The organism is Allobosea sp. 05T433 (assembly GCF_056396065.1).
In genome coordinates, this window is record NZ_JBFTKS010000010.1 from 45,433 (window position 1) to 61,790 (window position 16,358).

Sequence of the window (16,358 nt, forward strand, 5' to 3'; positions counted from 1 at the left end):
CCGTTGCATCCGCCGGCATGTCATCGCGGGGCGATGAAATCGTCGGCTCAGAGCCATCTGAGGAAATCGAGCACGGCCTGCTTGTGGGTCTTGTCCCCAACTGCGAGGTTGTGATCGCGCCCCTCGATCGCGAAAGCCTCCGCATTCGGAATGAGAGCCGCGAGTTCCTGCCCGGAGCCCGCGACATCGTCCTTGGTTCCGACGCTGACCAGGGTCGGCATCGCGATGCGGCCGACCTCGTCTGGCGTGAGCGTCTGCCGCGACCCGCGAATGCAGGCTGCGAGTGCCTTGAGATCGCTCTTGTTGGCGTCCGCAAAGGCACGGAACATCCGCTGCATCGGGTCGCTCAGGACATCGAGCGAGGGAGCCTCCATCGCATCCGCAATGCCGAGCGGCAGGCCGACGCCCTCGACAAGATGAATGCCGAGCCCGCCGAGCAGCAGCGAACGCAGGCGCTGCGGATGGGCAAGCGCGAGATGGGCCGAGATGCGCGCGCCCATCGAATAACCCATCACGTCCGCCCGCGCGATCTCGAGGTGATCCATCAGGCGGCGCACATCCTCCGCCATGATGTGCGAGGAATAGGCCTCCGGCTCATGCGGTTTGTCGCTCTGGCCGTGGCCGCGATTGTCGAGCGCAACGACACGGTAACCCGCATGGGTCAATGTCTTCGTCCACTGCGTATTGACCCAGTTGACCATGTGGCTGGAGGCAAAGCCATGGACCAGGATGATGCTCTCGCCGCGCGGCGCGTCATTGGTCGGGGCGAGGTCGATGAAGGCGAGATTGACGCCGTCCGAGGAGAATTTCTGCATGGCACGTCGCGGAAGCTGCGGGGGGTCTTCACCTGCCATGCAGGAGCGACTTTGTGTAGCTGTGTTTCCGCCGCTTGCCTATGAAGGCTGATATGAGCCACGCTGAGACGGCCCCGACATCGTCGCTTCCACGCCGCCGGATCGACCTTGTCGATCTTGCCCGCGGCCTCGCTCTGCTGGCGATGTTCGTCTACCACTTCGCCTATGATCTTTCCCATTTTGACCTGATTGCAACCGATGTCCCCGCCCATCCCGGCTGGAGCGCCTTCGCGCGCCTGATCGCAGGGTCCTTCCTGACCATCGTCGGCTTCAGCCTGGTGCTGGCGACGCGCAGGGGCGTGAACCTGTCCGCCTATTTCCGCCGGCTGGCCATGGTCGTAGGCGCCGCGGCGCTGGTCACGATCGCGACCTGGTTCGCCATGCCGGAGAGCTTCATCTACTTCGGCATCCTCCACAATATCGCGCTCTCCAGCGTGCTCGCCCTGCCCTTCCTGCGACTGCCGGCCGCTGTCCTGCTCCTGTTCAGCGCCCTGTTATTCGCGCTGCCACTGCTTCTTGCGCCGCAAATGCTCGATCAACCCTGGCTGCTCTGGCTCGGCTTCGCTCATGTCTCCGGGGCAACCGCCGATTTCGTACCGATCGTGCCCTGGTTCGGATGCGTGCTGGCAGGCATGGCTCTCGGAAAGATGGCGCTCGCCAGGCAGGGAAGCTGGAGCCACTGGCAGGCGCGCTCGCTGCCGGCCCGCGTCATCGCCTGGGGCGGGCGGCACAGCCTCAGCGTCTACCTGCTGCACCAGCCGATCTTCATCGGAGTGCTGCTCATCGTCATGCGGCTGGCCGTCGGCCCCGAGCAGGAAGCGCGCCCGTTTCTGATCTCCTGCCTGCGCAGCTGTGTCAGCGCCGAAACCTCGCTGCAAGTGTGCGAGAAGGCCTGCAATTGCGCGATCGATGGCCTCAAGCGCGACGGACTCTGGCAAAAAGTCCTGTCAAACACGCTCACCCGGGAGGAAAGCGCGCGCACCGGATCGATTGCAGGTGCCTGCTTCCGGGCGCCCTGAGGCGCTTGCGCACACTGGCGCGGGCCGGCGTGACGGGTTAGAGGTGGGGCAAATCAACGCAAGAGCATGATCCATGGCCGATACGGGCATCCCGCATTTCCATAACCAGCCCGGCGTTGCCGTCATTCATGTCGGCGCGAAGGAATTCATGTGCATCGGGGCCAAGCCGCCCTTCGATCACCCGCATGTTTTCCTCGACATGGGCTCAGACGGCGAGATCATCTGCCCTTATTGCTCGACCTTGTTCAAATACGAGCCCTCGCTGTCGGCAGGCGCCTGCACGCCGCCGGAATGCGCCCATCACGAGGCAGCCAAGGCAGCGTGACGGGCGCCGGCGTTCAAGACGCCCGCCGCTTCCGATCGCGACCGGTCGTTCCGGTTTCTGGCGCATCCGATTGCCGAAGACAGCCGTGTCCGCTCCCCATATCCTGATCGCCGGCTCCGGCATCGGCGGACTTACAGCCGCCATTGCACTCGCGCGGCGCGGCTTCTCCGTGACGGTCGCGGAAAAGCGCACCGGCTTCGGGGAAACCGGTGCCGGCATCCAGCTTTCGCCAAATGCCGGGCATGTTCTCGAAGCTCTCGATCTCGGCCTCGCCGTCAAGCGCGCCTCTGTGGTTGCCGAACGCCTCGTTGTGCGACGCTGGCAGGATGGCTCTCCGCTGGCAGAAATGCCGATGACCGCCGCCGGCTCCGGAACACCCTTCCGCACCATACGCCGAACCGACCTGCACACTCTGCTGCTCGACGCCGCCCGTTCCCTGCGCGGCATCCGGCTCATCGTCGGCCGCGGCCTGCGCGACATCGCCCAGAACGCGGACGGCATCACCGCGACGCTCGCGACCGAAGCCGGCCAGTTGGAGACCATTTCGGCACTGGCGCTGGTCGGCGCCGACGGGCTCTGGTCGCGCAGCCGCGAACTCATCGGTGATAACGCTCCGCCGGTCTTCACCGGCTATGAGGCCTGGCGGACCCTGGTACCCAACGCCGGCGGCCGCGCCGCGCCCGGCGTCGTGACCCTGCATCTCGGCCCGGGCCGCCATGCCGTGCATTACCCTGTCTCCGGTGGTCGCGAGACCAATCTCGTCGTCATTCGCGAAGCGAAGGAGGCCCGTGAGGGTTGGTCCCGCGACGGTGAGCCCGGGCAACTCGCCGCTCATCTCACCAAGGCCGAGCCCGTGCTGCACAAGCTTGCGACAGCGGCGCCCCGCTGGCTGGTCTGGTCGCTCTTCGACCGGCCGCCCGCAGCGATGGCACTGGGGCGCATCGCCTTGCTCGGCGATGCCGCCCATCCGGTCCTGCCCTTCATGGCGCAGGGTGCCGCGCTGGCGATCGAGGATGCCGGCGTCCTGACGCAGGAACTGACGGTTCATCTCCAGCAGGGCGGCGCCGCAGCGCTACCGGCGGCGCTCGCGGCCTATGCGACAGCCCGGCAGGACCGTGCCCGGCGCGTCCAGGCCACGAGCCGCAGCAACGGTCGGGCCTATCATTTGGAATGGCCCTGGACTATCGCGCGCAACTTCGCAATGCGCCGCCTTGGGCCCGATGGCATGCGCCATCGTCTCGATTGGCTCTACGATTGGCGATTGCAAGCCTAGGGCATCTCGCCTTCGCCGCATTCACTTCCTATCTCTCATGTGGAACCATCGGATGGAGACCACATGATCCGCGTCAATCTCTACGAGCAGCTCGCCGGCCAGAGGACTCGCATGCCGCGCTGGGCCTCCTGGCTGACCGTGGCAGCAAGCCTCGTTCTTGGTGTGACGCTGTTCCTCCTCGCAGCGAGCCTCGCCCTGATCCTCATTCCCGTCGTGCTTGCTGCCGGCGCGATCGCGGCCTGGCGCCTGAAGAGCAAGCTGAAGGCTGCCGGGTTCGACCAGCGCGATCCGTTCGCTCCGGTCCGTCCGGGTGCTGCGCGCGTCGAGGTCATCGATGCCGAGTACCGCATCATCGAGCCTGGCGAGCAGCCGCGGCGCTGACACGATCGCCATGCGTCCGACCGGATGCATGGCGGCGAACGATCGCTTTGCGTAGCATCGGATGTCTCCGAAACGTGGTTTCCACTCTTCGGCGCGATGCTCTGGCCCCCCAGAAGGATAGCCTCTACAGCAGGAGGCCCGCAGCCGCGCAGGCGGCAAGCGTCGGGATCATCCCGACCTTGAAGCGCAGCATTGCAATCATCGCGGCCAGGCCCACACCCTCGTTGCTTCACCGAGCGTCGGCATGCCCGCCACTGCTGGCGCCGCCTTGTCCGTCGCTGCGATCGTCATGGCCGCCGCTCAGGTCCTACTCGTCGGGGACGGCCAGTTATGGGTTTCTTCGGTTGCATCCCGGCACCAGCGATAGAAAGGCGTGATAGAGCAGCATACCGGCATCGCGTTGTGCCAGATCGTCATTGAACATGCGCGATAGCCCCAGCGAGGCAGCCAGGAAACCGGCGGATTCCTGCACCAGGTCGAGCCGCGCCGTATCGGCGGCGCGCACGATCGTGGCGAGACGACCCAGCACCGCCGAGGCGAGGCCAAACTCCTCCAGCATGATGTCAAAGCTGCAACGCTCGCCGCGATCACTCCAGAATACGCCGTCGATATCGAAGGGAACGGCTTGGAAGCGATCGGCCACCGCCACGCCCCGAAGGGGCCACGAACAGGATCACCGCTTTCGGAGCGACGAAGCGACGAATCAGCCCGGGGGGCACGCGATGCGGTCGGCCTTTGGGACGTGAGCGCGTCACGCAGACGATCGCCTGGGCATCGGGCAGACCGATGAGCCGGTACAAGGGGGATGTGGCGATCTGTGTGCTGGAAGACGCGAGCGTCCATCCCCGAATGAGGAAAACAGACGCGATCCTTGGGCTGACGCCTCACGGGGTCGTCGCGAGAAACCCCTAGGCCGGGATCAGACCACGGCTACTCCGGCAGGATCAATTGCGATTTCGAGCTGGCTGCCCTTGCACCGGACATGCCGGTGCAAGGGCAAAGGGCGTGCTCAATCCAGCCGGCTCACCAGCACCTTGTCGATGCGGCGCCCGTCGAGATCGACCACCTCGAAGCGCCAATGCCCCTTCTCGAAGAACTCTCCGACATTGGGCAGATGGTTGAGTTCGGCCAGGATGAAGCCGGCGACCGTCTGGAAATCGGCATCGCGCGGAATGTGGATGCCGAGTTCGTGCGAGAACTCGTCCACCTGCATCCAGCCTGCAACGAGATAGGAGCCGTCGGCACGCGTGACGATCGGCGGCTCGTCCTCGTCCTCCTCCTGGAAGACGCCGGTGATCGCCTCCAGCACGTCGCCGGGTGTGATGATGCCTTCGAAATGGCCGTACTCGTCGAAGACCAGCGCCATGTGGACGCGCGAGGACTTGATCTCCCGCAGCACCAGCAGGGCGTTGGCGGTGTCCATCACCACGGGTGCTTCCTGCACCAGGGCGCGCAGATCCTCGGTGCTGCCGGCGGACAGGAAATCGACCATATCCTTGACCACAATGACGCCGACGATCGCGTCCGACTCGCCGTCCTGAACCGGGAGCCGGGAGCGTTTGGAGGCACGAACCTGCGCGCGGATCTCCTCAGCTGTATCGGAGAGATCGATGACCTCGACCTCGCGGCGCGGCGTCATCAGCGCACGGGCGGAGCGATCGGCAAGGCGCATCACACCCGAGATCATCTCGCGTTCGTCGCGCTCCAGCACGCCGGCTGTTTCGGCCTCGGCAATGATGGTGCGGACCTCTTCCTCGGTCACCCTTTCTTCCGACTCGCCCTTCTGGCCGAGCAGCGCCAGCACGGTCTTGCCGGAGAGGTCGAGCAGGAAAACCAACGGCGCACCGATGCGCGACAGCAGGGACATCATCGGCGCAACGCGCGCCGCCACCCGCTCGGGGTCGCGCAACGCGATCTGCTTCGGCACCAGTTCGCCGACGATCAGCGAGAGATAGGTAATGGCAACGACGACCGTCCCGACGCCAAGACCATCGGCGACACGATTGGAGAACCCTTGCCCTATCAACCATTCCGACAGACGCGCACCCAGCGTCGCACCGGAGAAGGCACCGGACAGGACACCGACCAGCGTGATGCCGATCTGCACCGTCGAAAGGAACCGGCCGGGATGCTCCGCGAGGCGTATCGCCGTCGCTGCACCCTTGCTGCCTTGATCGCTGAGAACCTTGAGCCGCGCCGGACGGGAGGAGACCACTGCGAGTTCGGACATGGCGAGAAGACCGTTAATGACGGTCAACGCGACGACAATCAGGATCTCGGTTAACAAAACCCGCCCGCAGCATGCAGGGCCGCGCTCAATATCGACCTGCTTTCGGGCTTCTTATAGCGCATCGCGACGACTTGGCGATGGGTAAGCTTGAAGTTTGTGATAGCGAAATTTTGGCGGGCGCGAAGAAGCTCCGTGCCTTAACTGTAAGGGGGACAGGTGAGATGAATGCTCTACCTGGCCTTCGATGACAGCGTCGATACTTCCGGAGCACGCCTCGAGCCATGACTGATCCACGTCTCTTCGCCCCCGCGACACTGCGCAATCGTGAGCCGATCCTCGCTATCCTGCGCTCGACCCTTCCAGCCACCGGCCTGGTCCTGGAGATCGCCAGCGGCTCGGGCGAGCATGTCAGCCATTTCGCCGCCGCCCTGCCCGCACTGACCTTCCAGCCCTCGGACCCTGATCAGGATGCGCTCATCAGTACTGCGGCCTGGATCAGGGAAAGCCGGCTCGCCAATATTCGTCCGCCCGTTCAGCTCGATGCCGCAGCGGCCGAATGGCCGGTCTCCGCCGCCGATGCCATCATCTGCATCAACATGATCCATATCTCGCCCTGGGCCGCGACGCGTGGGCTGATGATGCAGGCCGGCAAGCTGCTGCCGGAAGGCGCTCCACTCTATCTCTACGGGCCCTATCGCCGGCCTGGCCGCACCCTCGAACCGAGCAACCTCGCCTTCGATGAAAGCCTGCGCGCCCGCAACGCGGAATGGGGCTTGCGCGAACTCGGCAACGTCGTTGCACTGGCGAAACAGGCAGGGTTTGGTGAGCCGGACGTAACCGAGATGCCGGCGAACAATCTGAGCCTGGTGTTTCGGCACGGGCCGCGCGGCTGATCCGCGCAATCGCAAGGCAAGCTTGGTGCGGACGGCGGGACTCGAACCCGCAAGCCTTTAGGGCGCAAGATTTTAAGTCTCGTGCGTCTACCAGTTTCGCCACGTCCGCGTGGACGCAGCCCTAGCGACAGCAGACGGCGGGCGCAAGCGCCTCAATGACGGCGAGCGGGCTTGTACCACTCGACTCCATCGGGATCGACATAGAGCCCCGGCGCAACATCGGAGCCGATGCGCTTCTGCTCCATCGGCACGCGCACGGTGTCGTCGCGATCGCCGCGCTTTACATAGGGGCCGCTCTCCTGCGGATCGTGGCCGCGCCCGCCTCTCCCAATCGAGCTGGCCTGGCCGATGACGCCGCGCCGCCCACCAATCTTGTCCTCGAGTGTCGTGATCGAGCGGCCGGCGAAGGCGATCTTCGTCGCGCCCTCGACCACGGGCAGGGCGCGGCTCGCGGTTCCCTCTCCCGTGACGCGGACACCGGTGAAGCGCGGCACATAAGTCGCGCCCCCACGGCCAAAGGAGTCCCAGCCACCCGTCGAGGAAACCTGCGCACCACAGCGCTTGTGGCTGCGCTCGCACAGGGCGCGCGACGCATAGCGTGGCGCCTTCTCCTCGAATTCGGCCCGGGCATTGCGATAGGCGAAATCACATTGCGCAGCAGTGAGCCGTCCCGCCTCGATGCATTCGTCGCGCCGCTCGTAGGTCTGGCTCGGCGCCTGCGCCGCGAGATCGGCGGGGCCCGCGAAGGAAAGAGCCGGCAGGAGCGCTGCGACGCGCATTATTGCGGCGAGGGAACAGGCGGCCGTCATGATCATGACTCGGGCAATAACCGTAGAATTATGGCGTCACAGCAGCGCCCGCATCGTCGACGCAAGCTCGCGCGTCGCACCATAGTCGATCTTGCCGTTGCCCAGCACCGGAATCGCGCGCGCGACCAAAATGGCGCGCGGCGTCCACAGTTCGGGAAAGCCCTGCTGCTTCGCCGCTACCTGCAACGCAGCCTTGTCGGCATCAGGCTTTTCGGTGACCAGCACGAGTTGCTCGCCCTTGCGCGCATCCGGTAGCGCGACAACGACATGATTGAACCCAGGCCAGAGGGCCGCCACCATTGTTTCCACCGCAGCCAGCGAGACCATCTCGCCGCCGAGCTTGGCGAATCGCTTGGCCCTGCCGCGGATGCTGACGAAGCCGTCCTCGATCACCACGATATCGCCGGTATCGTGCCAACCGCCTTCGGGCGGCACGATACGCCCGGGCTCGTCCGCGCTGAGATAGCCCAGCATCACATTCGGGCCGCGGACATTCAGCCGCCCACCTTCATGAATGCCCTCGACCGGATCGAGCCGCGCCTCGATACCGGGCAGGAGTTTTCCGACGCTGCCCTCGCGGGTCGCGACGGGAGTGTTGCAGGCGAGCACCGGCGAGCATTCGGTGCAGCCGTAGCCTTCGAGGATCGTGGTGCCGTAGGGCTGCCACATCGCGCGTGTCTCCGGCTTCACGCGCTCGGCTCCGGCCACGACATAGCGCACGCTCTTCAGATCGTCGGGATCGGCAGCGCGCGCATAGCCCTGGAGGAATGTGTCGGTCGAGAACAGGAAGGTGCAGCCCATCTCGCCGATCAGTTTCGGCACCTGCTTGTAATGGAGCGGGCTCGGATAGAGCACGACCTTCATGCCGTGGAGCAGCGGCATCAGCAGCCCTGCGGTCAGGCCGAAGGAATGGAAGGCGGGCAACGCGTTCATGACAATATCGCGCTCGGAGAGGAAGCCGGCCGCAAGCGCAAAGATCTGGCGGGTATTCGAGACGAGGTTGGCGTGACTCAGCACCACGCCCTTCGGCTTGCCCTCGGTGCCGGAGGTGAACAGCACCACAGCTGGATCATCCGGCCGCCCTTCATAGGCCCGCAGGGCAAATGCCGGTGCCAGGCTCTGCATCGCGGCAAGCATCTTGTCGAAACTGGTCAAATCCCGGCGGATATCCTCAAGATAGACGACCCGCCTGCCCTCGCCGAGTGCCGCGATCTCATCGTCGAGCTTGGCCTGGTTGACGAAGCGACGCGAGGTGACGATCGTCTTCAAGCCGGCCAGTTCGGCCGCCGCCCGCAGGTTCTTCACCCCTGCCGTGAAGTTCAGCAGTGCCGGCACGCGGCCAAAGGCCGAAAGCCCGAACAGCGTCACCGCCATGCCCTGGACATTGGGCAGCATCAGTCCGACGCGTTCCCCCAACTCCGTGCCTGAAGCGAGCTTTCGCCCCAGAACCAGCGCTCCCAGAACGAGCCGGCCGAAGGTCACCGGCTGACGCTCCGGATCCTCGAGCGCGACGCGGCCCTTGCCACGCCGCGCAACCGCCTGAAGCAGCCCCCGAAACAGCGTGATGCGCGCGTCCTTGGCGTCGAAATCCGACGCGTTCAATTCGGTGGCGGCCATATCCTGGCTCTGCTCCCGGCTGGCGTTTCCCATGGAGGTTCACCGTAGCGGGATACCGTCCGGTTTCAACGCGAATGCGACGGTTGAGCCCCTGCTCTCCGCTCAAGCTGCAATCGCATCCAGCCCGATCCGTGGCAACGGCATCGGCGCCATTGGTGACACAGCCCCGTCGAACGCAGAAGGGCGGTTGCTTGGTCATTCGCGACCAGGCAACCGCCCTTCGACTGTGGCCTGCGCACCGATCATGCGCGCAGGCCGTCATGCTGGCGTCAGAATGCGGGCTGCAGTTGGGGCTCCAGGCGACCGCGGCGCCGGATGGTGTCAACCATGCCATGGGTCGCAGCGATGGCGATGAGCAGGATCAGCGCATAGGCCACGAGCAGCCGCGGAGCGGGCACGATGAAGTTGAAATGCGGCATGGCGCCCAGGATCAGCGGCACATACCAGGATGTCGCCGAGACCGTGCCGAAGACCATCATCATCGTAATCTGCTTGCGCGACAGGCCTGCAAAGAGCGACCGTCCTATCTGCTTTTCCATCAACGGCAGTACCGTTTTGTGGATGAAGTAGCCGTTGATCGTGAGAACGCCGACGATCGCGATCTTGGCCCAGACCTTCTGGTTCCCGAGCTTGACCGGGTCAAACATCGCGTAATGCGCCAGGTACAGAATTCCGGAAACCCAGAGCACCGCGAGGCCAGCCGATACGATACCGGTCATGAATTTGACCATCGCAACCTGTTCAGCCTTGATCTTTCCGGAGACGAGGAATTTGACGATCACGAGATCGAGGACCGTCGCGGCGCCCAATCCCAGAATGATGCCGAGCAGATGCATCACCTTGATGGCCGATTTCAGCAGTTCCCCGGGTTTGGCGATCAGAAGGCTGAAAGTGATCGGCCGTAGCGCCGAGCTCATGAACTTGACGGCCGGCGCCGTGACACTGTCCGCGGCGATGCTTGAAACAGCATTGGTCGCTTCCGCGGGGGGATGATCGGCGCTGGCCTCTGCCGCGAGAGGGTGATCAGCAATGGTCTCTGCCACCAGAGGGCGCTCAGCACTGGCCTCTGCCGCAAGCGGATGGTCGGCAATCGTCTCTGCCGGAAGAGCACGACCGGCAATGGTCGCCGGTGCAGGAGGGCGACCGCGATTGGCCGCGACGGCAGGACGACGACCGGCATTGGTAGCTCCCGCAGTTGGGCGATCTACCGTGAGCCGAAGGCTGCTATCGCGCCGAGGCGGGGCCGTCTCCGGTAGATCGTAAGGCAGCCAATCGCGCGCCGAATGTGATGAGGCTGCCGGAGGCGGAGCGCCGGCTCCGGAGCGAGACCGGGTTTCAGCCGGCGCCTGAGTAAAGCTGAATGTGACAACCAGGCAGGCTGCCAGGAGCAGCAACGCACCAGCGCCGATACTGCGCGACTTAAGTTGAAGGAATGAAATCATTCCGCCCCTTTCTTTATTCTTATGATGATTGACAATATAATTCACCGCGAACCACCCTTCGCGGGGAACGTCAATCGACCATAGAGAGAAGGATCTCGGACTTATGACCAAGAGGAAGGCATAGGTAGCGATGATAGGCTTAAGCGCAGGCACAGAGTTGGCAAATTCAATTTGCAAACGCTGCCGGACGACCGCTCACTAACCTTGGTTTACGGCAAAAATGTGCACCGCAACAAATGTTATGTCACAATGAAGTCGAAGCAGTGCAGTGAGAGGGATGGTCGCGCGTCCAGGAAACGACGATGTCGCAAGACCTTAATTGGTTCTCCTCACCCATATCGCCGGAACGGTTGCATGCGCCGCGAACGACCGGGCGCCCACCGGATTTGCACCGCCAACGTTCTGCTGGAACGAGCACCCGACCCGAAATCGATCCGACTCAGATTGCTTCGGCAAGGGTGAACGCGAACGCCGCCGATATCGTCATGGCCACGGGTAGCCAATTCCTCGGCCGCTCCTCGCCAATGGTGAAGAAATTGAGCGGAAAGAGGTGCCGGTGCGCTGCCGTCGCCGAGGCCTCCCTCGGCGCTTCCATGAAACATTCCTCGTCGAACCATGCCCAGTTATCGTCCCAGGTCCAGCAATTGTGCTTGCGGTAGACGTCCGCGACCGCATTGGCGAAGACCTTGTCGGTCGGCAATCTGATGTAACCGCCGGGCGCACGCGAGAAATGACGCATCGCCAGGGGCAAGGCGCGTTCAGTGCAGTAATTCGACATCCAGAGCCGAAAGCCGATTTCCTCGCGCAGCACATTCAGGGCGCGGAACACCTGGATATGCTCTTCATGCCCGTACTCGCCCCAGGGATTATGCGTGAAGACGTTCATCTCGGGCCGCAGGCGCCGTCTCAGCAACTCGCATATGATCTGGAAGTTCGTTTCATAGGCCCTGGACACGCTGGCGGCGGCGATGCGCTCGAGCTTCACCGCCGGCAGGGCTGCAACGGACTTGCGGGCGAGGCGCGTCATTGCCCGGCGCTCGGCCTCGATGCCGAAACCGATACCGGCTCCGGTCAGCACGGGATCGGCCCAGTTGGCGCAGCCATAGGCGCCCGACTCGTCGACATCGAGACAGGTGACGTTGCCGCGGGGATATTCGGCGATTGCGGCCACCCGCGCTTCGCCAATCCCGGGCTTCCCCCAGAAATGGCGGTAGACGATGATGACCTCGTCAGCGTCGCGCAGGATTGAATTGAACCAGAGCAGTTCATCGTCGGGGTGGGCGCCGATGATGACGGAATTCTCCAGAAATCCTGGCCTTTGCTGCATTGCCCTTCCCCTCGCCGTCCTGCTCATCTCATTTCGGGCTGCCATCAGCGGGATCGCGCTGCAAACAGAGGGGAACAATATGCCCCCCGAAAACGCACGCACCGCCGCGCCTGTACCATCGACGCTCATAGCCCGGTCGCCGCCGCCATGACGTAACGGCAAACAATGCAAAAGCTGTTAAGGCAATGACGAACTAACGGAGGAGTTGCGTCCCTCGTGCAGGGCTTCCTCTCCTCCCCAGCGCTCGTCCGACCTGAGTTAGCGGGCCCGTGTGAGGGGCCTGAAGAAGCAGTGCAGAGAGCAGGCTCCATCGTCGCGACGGCTCCATGCCAGGCAAACTCGTGTTGCTGCGCCATGCGCCGTCAACAGCCCCGTCGCCTGTCCGCCGCGCTTGTCGCGCGATGGCTAGAGCCCGCATATGGCGCTGCCTCGCCGCCCCTCCGAGAGTTTTCGCGTGAACCAAGCCGTCCGGCCGCAATCGCTGTCTCTCGCCAGGCAGCAACGCCCCTGGCTCGGCTTTGCCTGCGGCATCCTGGCGGCAGCGATCTGGGGCATTCAGGCCGTGATCTCACGGCAATCGGTCGCAGATGGCATGACCGCAGCCGATGTCACGATCCTGCGCTTTGCAGCCGCCGCACTCGTGCTGCTGCCCTTCGCGCTCAGGCACATGAAGCCTTTTCCGGTCGGCAAGCTCGGCTGGCGGCGAGCCATCATCCTGACCGCGATCGTAGGCCCGACCTACAGCCTGATCCTCGTCGGCGGCGCCCATTTCGCCCCCGCCCTGCATTCCTCGGTCATCTCGCCCGGACTGATCCCGGTCTGCACCGCATTGCTCGCATGGTGGGTGCTCGGCGAGCGCGCGAGCATGGCCCGCCTCGCCGGTCTCAGCGTCATCGTTCTCGGCGTCGCGCTGTTCTCGATGGAGGCCCTGGCCAACACGCCGACGCGCGAAGGCGCCTGGATCGGCGACATGCTCTTCGTGCTGATCGCCTTGCTCTGGTCGGCCTTCGGCCTGCTGTGCCGGCGCTGGGGCGCCGATGCGATCGAAGTCACCATGGCGACATGCCTGCTGTCGGCGCCGCTCCTGCCGCTCGTCGCACTGGTCATGCCCGTGCATCTGACGCAGGCGGCACTTTCAGCCATAGCGCTGCAGGCGATCTATCAGGGATTGCTGGTCGGCGCCCTCGCGCTGTTTCTCTACACGCAGGCCATCGCCATCCTTGGCGCCGGACGGGCGGCCCTGTTCCTGCCGCTGGTACCGGTCGTAACCGCGCTCTCCGGCACGCTCCTGCTCGGCGAGCGACCGTCCCCGGTCGAGATCGCCGGCATGGCGCTCGCAATCACCGGCATGTTGATCGCGCTGCGCGCGCGCAGTCTGGCGTAACGAGCCCTTGCCGGTCATTCCAGACAGGTTGCCGCGCCCGGAATGACCGCTCAAGCGGCGAAGCCCGGGGCTCAGCCCTTGTGATCCTTGGCGATCGGCTCGACATAGGCCAGCCCCATATCCCAAGGAAAATAGATCCAGGTGTCCTGGCTGACCTCGGTAACGAAGGTGTCGACCGTCGGCACCCCGGCCGGCTTCGCATAGACCGTTGCGAAATGGGCATTGGGCAGCATTTCGCGCACGACACGTGCCGTCTTCCCGGTGTCGGTGAGGTCGTCGACCACCAGCACGCCCTTCCCCTTGCCGTCACCGATCGCCCTGATCGAGGGAGCGACGTCCTTCAGCACCTTGAGCTCGGACTGGTTCTTGTAGTCGTGGTAGCTCGCGACGCAGACCGTCTCGATCAGGCGCAAGCCCAGTTCGCGGCAGATGATCGCCGCCGGTACCAGACCACCGCGGGTGATGCAGACGATGGCCTCGAAGGGCCCCTTCTCGGCCAGCCGCCAAGCGAGCGCGCGCGCATCGCGATGGAACTGGTCCCAGGAGACGGGGAAGGCCTTGTTGGAGGTCGGTTCGGCCATTGGGGGCTCCGGAGCGGCTGTCACGGTTTCTGTGACAATCCGGAAAGCCTATAAGCGGGGCGCTGGCAAGAGGCGCGTCCCGCTTCATCCCCAATCGGTCGTGTTTCAGCGGGTATCAGAACTCCGACCAGCCATCGGCAGTGCCGCCTGACATGACGCGCCTCAGCTTCGGTGCCCCCTTGGCAGGCGGCGAAAGCGGAGCGGTAATGGCCCTGGTGAGATGGGGCGCCCACTGCTCGATCTGGCGCGCAATCACGGTCTCGAAACCTGGTCCGCCATCTTGCAGCCGGAATGCTGCGACCATCGCGCTCAAGCGCTCTGTATCCTGCCTCAGCTCCTGCGCCACCTTCGCGCTCTCATCGGCAAGCAGGGCATTCTGCTGGGTGATCTCGTCCATATGAGCGACCGTCCTGGCCATCTCATCGATACCATTGGCCTGCTCGGCCGTTGCTTCCGAGATTTCGTTGACCGTCGAGGCGACGCGGCTCGCAGCCGAGACGATTTCCTGAAGCGTCGCGCCGGCATTCTTCACCAGACTGACGCCGGTATGGATCTGGTCGCTCGAATTGGCGATCAGCGATTTGACCCCGTTGGCGGATTCGCTGCAACGCGCGGCAAGAGCCCTCACCTCGGTTGCCACGACCGCGAACCCGCGCCCGGCATCCCCCGCGCGGGCCGCCTCGACCGCGGCATTCAGCGCCAGCAGATTGGTCTGGAACGCGATGCCGTCGATCATCGAGATGATCTCGGATATGCCGGCCGAAGCCTGCTCGATCCGCGTCATCGCACTCACCGCCTCGGCAACGATCGTGCCGCCACGCTCCGCGACGTCGCGCGCCTCGTGGCCGAGGCTGACGGCGGTGCGGGAGTGACCCGCGCTGTGCTTCACGGAAGCTGCGAGTTCCTCGGTTGTCGCCGCAGTCTCCTGCAGGCTGGAGGCATTGGCTTCCGTGCGCTCGGCGAGCTGGGCACTGTCGGACGAGATCTTGCTCGATGCGCTGGCGATCTGGTGCGAGATGTCGCGGACCGAGCCGACCATCTCGGACATGGTGTCGAGCAGATCGTTGACGCCGGCGCAGAGCTGCGCAACCTCCCCGCTCTTGCCCGCGAGCGCGATGCGCCCCGTCAGGTCCTTGCACTTGGCACGAGCGATGACCTCGCCAGTCTCCTTCACCGCGGCCTCGAGCTGCTGACCGCGGAAGGTCGCAGTGATGTCGGTTGCGAACTTCACGACCTCAAAGGGCGTGCCCTTGGCGTCGAAGATCAGATTGTAGGATGCCTGGATCCAGACCTCCTTGCCGCCCTTGCCGATGCGGCGATATTGCGCGGCATCGTATTCGCCACGCCCGAGGCGCTCCCAGAACTGGCGATAGGCCAAGCTCTCGCGCTCGACCGGATCGACGAACATGCGGTGATGCTGCCCCTGGATCTCGCCAAGCGAATAGCCGAGTACAGCAAGAAAGTTMTCGTTGGCCGTCAGCACATGCCCCTTGAGGTCGAATTCGATCACCGCCTGCGCCTTGCTGATGGCAGCCTGCTGCCCTTCAAGATCAGCGAGGCGGTTCTTCTGTGCCGTGACATCAAAGGCGTATTTGATCACGCCTCGCGGTTTGCCACCGGCACCAAGGAGCGGGTTGTAGCTGGCCTGGATCCAGACCTCCTTGCCTCCCTTGCCGACACGCAAGTACTGGCCCGTCGAGAATTCACCACGCCCGAGATCCTCCCAAAACCTGCGATAGGCCGCGCTCTCCCGCTCGGCCGGATCGACGAACATGCGGTGGTGCTGCCCCCTGATTTCGTCGAGGGTATAGCCCAGCACGTTCAGGAAATTCTCGTTGGCGTTGAGGATCATGCCGTTCAGATCGAATTCGATGACGGCTTGTGAGCGGTTGATCGCCGCGACCTGGGCGGCAAGGCGTCGATTGGAGAACAGGCTGGAAAGGCGCGACATACAACCTCCCGATCGCTGTTCCGGCACGGGAGCGCAGAGCACTCCGCACGGGCCGGACACATGCAGCCCACACCGACACCGTTCCCCCCGGAACCGCCGCGTCGACATGAGCGCTGCCGGCAAGCCGACCGCAAGTCGAGGATGAATTATGACGGTTTATAAATGGCTTAACAGGCACTATTAGCGATGTATTCGCGGCAACGAATACATCAAAAACTATAGTTTTCTATTCATAAAGACTTAAAATCAATTGATTCTGACAATTATCAAAA

14 protein-coding genes, 1 tRNA gene and 1 pseudogene are annotated in these 16,358 nt (G+C 64.1%); 6 read left to right on the top strand and 10 right to left on the bottom strand.

The genetic code is table 11. From position 1 onward, the window contains the following. Positions 1–47 precede the first annotated feature (47 nt). Positions 48–815 carry an alpha/beta fold hydrolase gene (locus AC1DGP_RS15620; protein WP_069880057.1) on the bottom strand — a complete coding sequence of 256 codons (768 nt, stop codon included), beginning with the start codon at positions 813–815 and terminating at the stop codon, positions 48–50. 92 nt (positions 816–907) lie between these two features. On the opposite strand from AC1DGP_RS15620, the gene AC1DGP_RS15625 reads away from it, so the two are divergent. The 4 genes from AC1DGP_RS15625 to AC1DGP_RS15640 all read left to right on the top strand — a co-directional run bounded on the left by AC1DGP_RS15625 (position 908) and on the right by AC1DGP_RS15640 (position 3,852). Further along, entirely contained in the window at positions 908–1,873 is a 966-nt protein-coding gene (locus tag AC1DGP_RS15625) for a heparan-alpha-glucosaminide N-acetyltransferase (protein ID WP_476832280.1), read from the top strand. A 73-nt stretch (positions 1,874–1,946) separates the two neighbouring features. Then, the gene (locus AC1DGP_RS15630; protein WP_069880056.1) at positions 1,947–2,198 is read left to right on the top strand and encodes a zinc-finger domain-containing protein; all 252 of its coding nucleotides are present in this window, start codon (positions 1,947–1,949) and stop codon (positions 2,196–2,198) included. A gap of 85 nt (positions 2,199–2,283) precedes the next feature. Next, positions 2,284–3,471, top strand: a complete 1,188-nt coding sequence (locus AC1DGP_RS15635) for an FAD-dependent monooxygenase (RefSeq protein ID WP_476832281.1) — start codon at positions 2,284–2,286, stop codon at positions 3,469–3,471. Between the two features lie 63 nt (positions 3,472–3,534). Beyond that, positions 3,535–3,852, top strand: a complete 318-nt coding sequence (locus tag AC1DGP_RS15640; protein ID WP_441506166.1) for a hypothetical protein — start codon at positions 3,535–3,537, stop codon at positions 3,850–3,852. A gap of 300 nt (positions 3,853–4,152) precedes the next feature. On the opposite strand, the pseudogene AC1DGP_RS15645 reads toward AC1DGP_RS15640, so the two are convergent. Both AC1DGP_RS15645 and AC1DGP_RS15650 read right to left on the bottom strand, forming a co-directional pair. Further along, a pseudogene (locus tag AC1DGP_RS15645) lies at positions 4,153–4,591 on the bottom strand (chromate resistance protein ChrB domain-containing protein); the annotation flags it as partial. Positions 4,592–4,861: 270 nt separating this feature from the next. Beyond that, a complete protein-coding gene (locus AC1DGP_RS15650; RefSeq protein WP_441491564.1) occupies positions 4,862–6,124 on the bottom strand; it encodes a hemolysin family protein in 1,263 nt (420 codons plus the stop codon). A 239-nt stretch (positions 6,125–6,363) separates the two neighbouring features. On the opposite strand from AC1DGP_RS15650, the gene AC1DGP_RS15655 reads away from it, so the two are divergent. Beyond that, positions 6,364–6,975 (top strand): DUF938 domain-containing protein, encoded by a 612-nt coding sequence (locus AC1DGP_RS15655; protein WP_441506167.1) that lies wholly within the window; start codon positions 6,364–6,366, stop codon positions 6,973–6,975. Between the two features lie 23 nt (positions 6,976–6,998). Here AC1DGP_RS15655 and AC1DGP_RS15660 read toward each other — a convergent pair. The 5 genes from AC1DGP_RS15660 to AC1DGP_RS15680 all read right to left on the bottom strand — a co-directional run bounded on the left by AC1DGP_RS15660 (position 6,999) and on the right by AC1DGP_RS15680 (position 12,170). After that, positions 6,999–7,084, bottom strand: a tRNA-Leu gene (locus AC1DGP_RS15660). A 43-nt stretch (positions 7,085–7,127) separates the two neighbouring features. Beyond that, complete coding sequence (locus AC1DGP_RS15665; RefSeq protein ID WP_476832282.1) at positions 7,128–7,784, bottom strand: DUF1190 domain-containing protein; 657 nt, start codon at positions 7,782–7,784, stop codon at positions 7,128–7,130. Between the two features lie 36 nt (positions 7,785–7,820). Then, the gene (locus tag AC1DGP_RS15670; RefSeq protein ID WP_441506169.1) at positions 7,821–9,434 is read right to left on the bottom strand and encodes an AMP-binding protein; all 1,614 of its coding nucleotides are present in this window, start codon (positions 9,432–9,434) and stop codon (positions 7,821–7,823) included. 236 nt (positions 9,435–9,670) lie between these two features. Then, positions 9,671–10,996 carry a hypothetical protein gene (locus tag AC1DGP_RS15675; protein WP_476832283.1) on the bottom strand — a complete coding sequence of 442 codons (1,326 nt, stop codon included), beginning with the start codon at positions 10,994–10,996 and terminating at the stop codon, positions 9,671–9,673. Positions 10,997–11,282: 286 nt separating this feature from the next. After that, entirely contained in the window at positions 11,283–12,170 is an 888-nt protein-coding gene (locus AC1DGP_RS15680) for a hypothetical protein (protein ID WP_476832284.1), read from the bottom strand. 454 nt (positions 12,171–12,624) lie between these two features. Between AC1DGP_RS15680 and AC1DGP_RS15685 the strand changes: the two genes are divergently transcribed. Further along, positions 12,625–13,554: a DMT family transporter gene (locus AC1DGP_RS15685; protein ID WP_476832285.1), complete on the top strand. Its 930-nt coding sequence runs from the start codon at positions 12,625–12,627 to the stop codon at positions 13,552–13,554. 71 nt (positions 13,555–13,625) lie between these two features. Here AC1DGP_RS15685 and gpt read toward each other — a convergent pair whose 3' ends face one another. Beyond that, on the bottom strand, positions 13,626–14,135 hold the full coding sequence (gene gpt, locus AC1DGP_RS15690) for a xanthine phosphoribosyltransferase (protein WP_069880047.1): 510 nt from the start codon (positions 14,133–14,135) through the stop codon (positions 13,626–13,628). A 115-nt stretch (positions 14,136–14,250) separates the two neighbouring features. Continuing rightward, positions 14,251–16,086, bottom strand: a complete 1,836-nt coding sequence (locus AC1DGP_RS15695; RefSeq protein ID WP_476832286.1) for a methyl-accepting chemotaxis protein — start codon at positions 16,084–16,086, stop codon at positions 14,251–14,253. Positions 16,087–16,358: the final 272 nt, after the last annotated feature.

What these genes read in the sequence shown, in the direction of transcription:
- AC1DGP_RS15680 (WP_476832284.1), bottom strand. Translation starts at nt 12,170, where the DNA reads ATGCAGCAAAGGCCAGGATTTCTGGAGAATTCCGTCATCATCGGCGCC.
- AC1DGP_RS15625 (WP_476832280.1), top strand. Translation starts at nt 908, where the DNA reads ATGAGCCACGCTGAGACGGCCCCGACATCGTCGCTTCCACGCCGCCGG.
- AC1DGP_RS15655 (WP_441506167.1), top strand. Translation starts at nt 6,364, where the DNA reads ATGACTGATCCACGTCTCTTCGCCCCCGCGACACTGCGCAATCGTGAG.
- AC1DGP_RS15630 (WP_069880056.1), top strand. Translation starts at nt 1,947, where the DNA reads ATGGCCGATACGGGCATCCCGCATTTCCATAACCAGCCCGGCGTTGCC.
- AC1DGP_RS15620 (WP_069880057.1), bottom strand. Translation starts at nt 815, where the DNA reads ATGCAGAAATTCTCCTCGGACGGCGTCAATCTCGCCTTCATCGACCTC.
- AC1DGP_RS15670 (WP_441506169.1), bottom strand. Translation starts at nt 9,434, where the DNA reads ATGGGAAACGCCAGCCGGGAGCAGAGCCAGGATATGGCCGCCACCGAA.
- gpt (WP_069880047.1), bottom strand. Translation starts at nt 14,135, where the DNA reads ATGGCCGAACCGACCTCCAACAAGGCCTTCCCCGTCTCCTGGGACCAG.
- AC1DGP_RS15640 (WP_441506166.1), top strand. Translation starts at nt 3,535, where the DNA reads ATGATCCGCGTCAATCTCTACGAGCAGCTCGCCGGCCAGAGGACTCGC.
- AC1DGP_RS15665 (WP_476832282.1), bottom strand. Translation starts at nt 7,784, where the DNA reads ATGACGGCCGCCTGTTCCCTCGCCGCAATAATGCGCGTCGCAGCGCTC.